Here is a 732-nt window from a genome sequence, read left to right as displayed (position 1 = left end):
GGGATGGGCGTTGTGTAGCTAGCCCTCTTATACACAAGCGTATTGACCCTGGCCGCCACCCCAATGCTCCCTATCCGCCATTTTTATTACCCATAAACGCTACAGGGATTTTCAACTGAAGCCGCAGCGGGTAGCATAAAGACTCAACCGTGCCAGCTGTCAGAATCGGCAACCCCCAGCGTGAGCACACTGACACGGCGCGCGGTAGCTATGGCATTTAAAGAGCCACGCTATCCGGGCACAAACCATTACGCATTAGCGTTAGCATCCACCCAACCGTTCGTGGTGAGCGCCGTCGAACCGCGCGAGCATTTACCGTTCATCCTTCGACAGGACGAACGAAAAAACTCGCTGTCACCCTCGTAAAGACGAGCTAGGGCAACCATTACAGACCAAGCCGCATAAGTTAGCGACCTTATGTGGATTTATTCCGGATAAGAAATTGTTATGTGATCAATCCAGCGTAGGAATACTTTTTTGCGGAAAGAACTTAGAAAGAAAATTGTAGAAGTGTATGATCACAAAATAGATCAGAAAGGTGAAGGCGTCGGCCTCTCATTTTACGCATTCTTTAAAAATAAAAATGATCAGCCAGAGGTTCTTATGGAGGCTGCTCGGTGGTGGATTGAAACCCACAAACTGGATCACTTCGAAAAAGCAGTGAAGATCAGATATATGGTTATATCTGGTGTTTAATCGTACCCGCACAGCTGTTGTTGCCCCTTCGGGGCT

At 48.2% G+C, this 732-nt stretch carries 1 protein-coding gene; it reads left to right on the top strand.

All coding sequences use genetic code 11. The features are described from left to right. Positions 1-477: 477 nt before the first annotated feature. The gene (locus ACZYTD_RS17175) at positions 478-696 is read left to right on the top strand and encodes a DUF6500 family protein (protein ID WP_463893914.1); all 219 of its coding nucleotides are present in this window, start codon (positions 478-480) and stop codon (positions 694-696) included. Positions 697-732: the final 36 nt, after the last annotated feature.

The organism is Pseudaeromonas sp. HNCC25DJ180, from assembly GCF_055413345.1.
The sequence above is the reverse complement of the archived record's forward strand: the minus strand, read 5'-3'. Positions and strand labels throughout refer to the sequence as shown.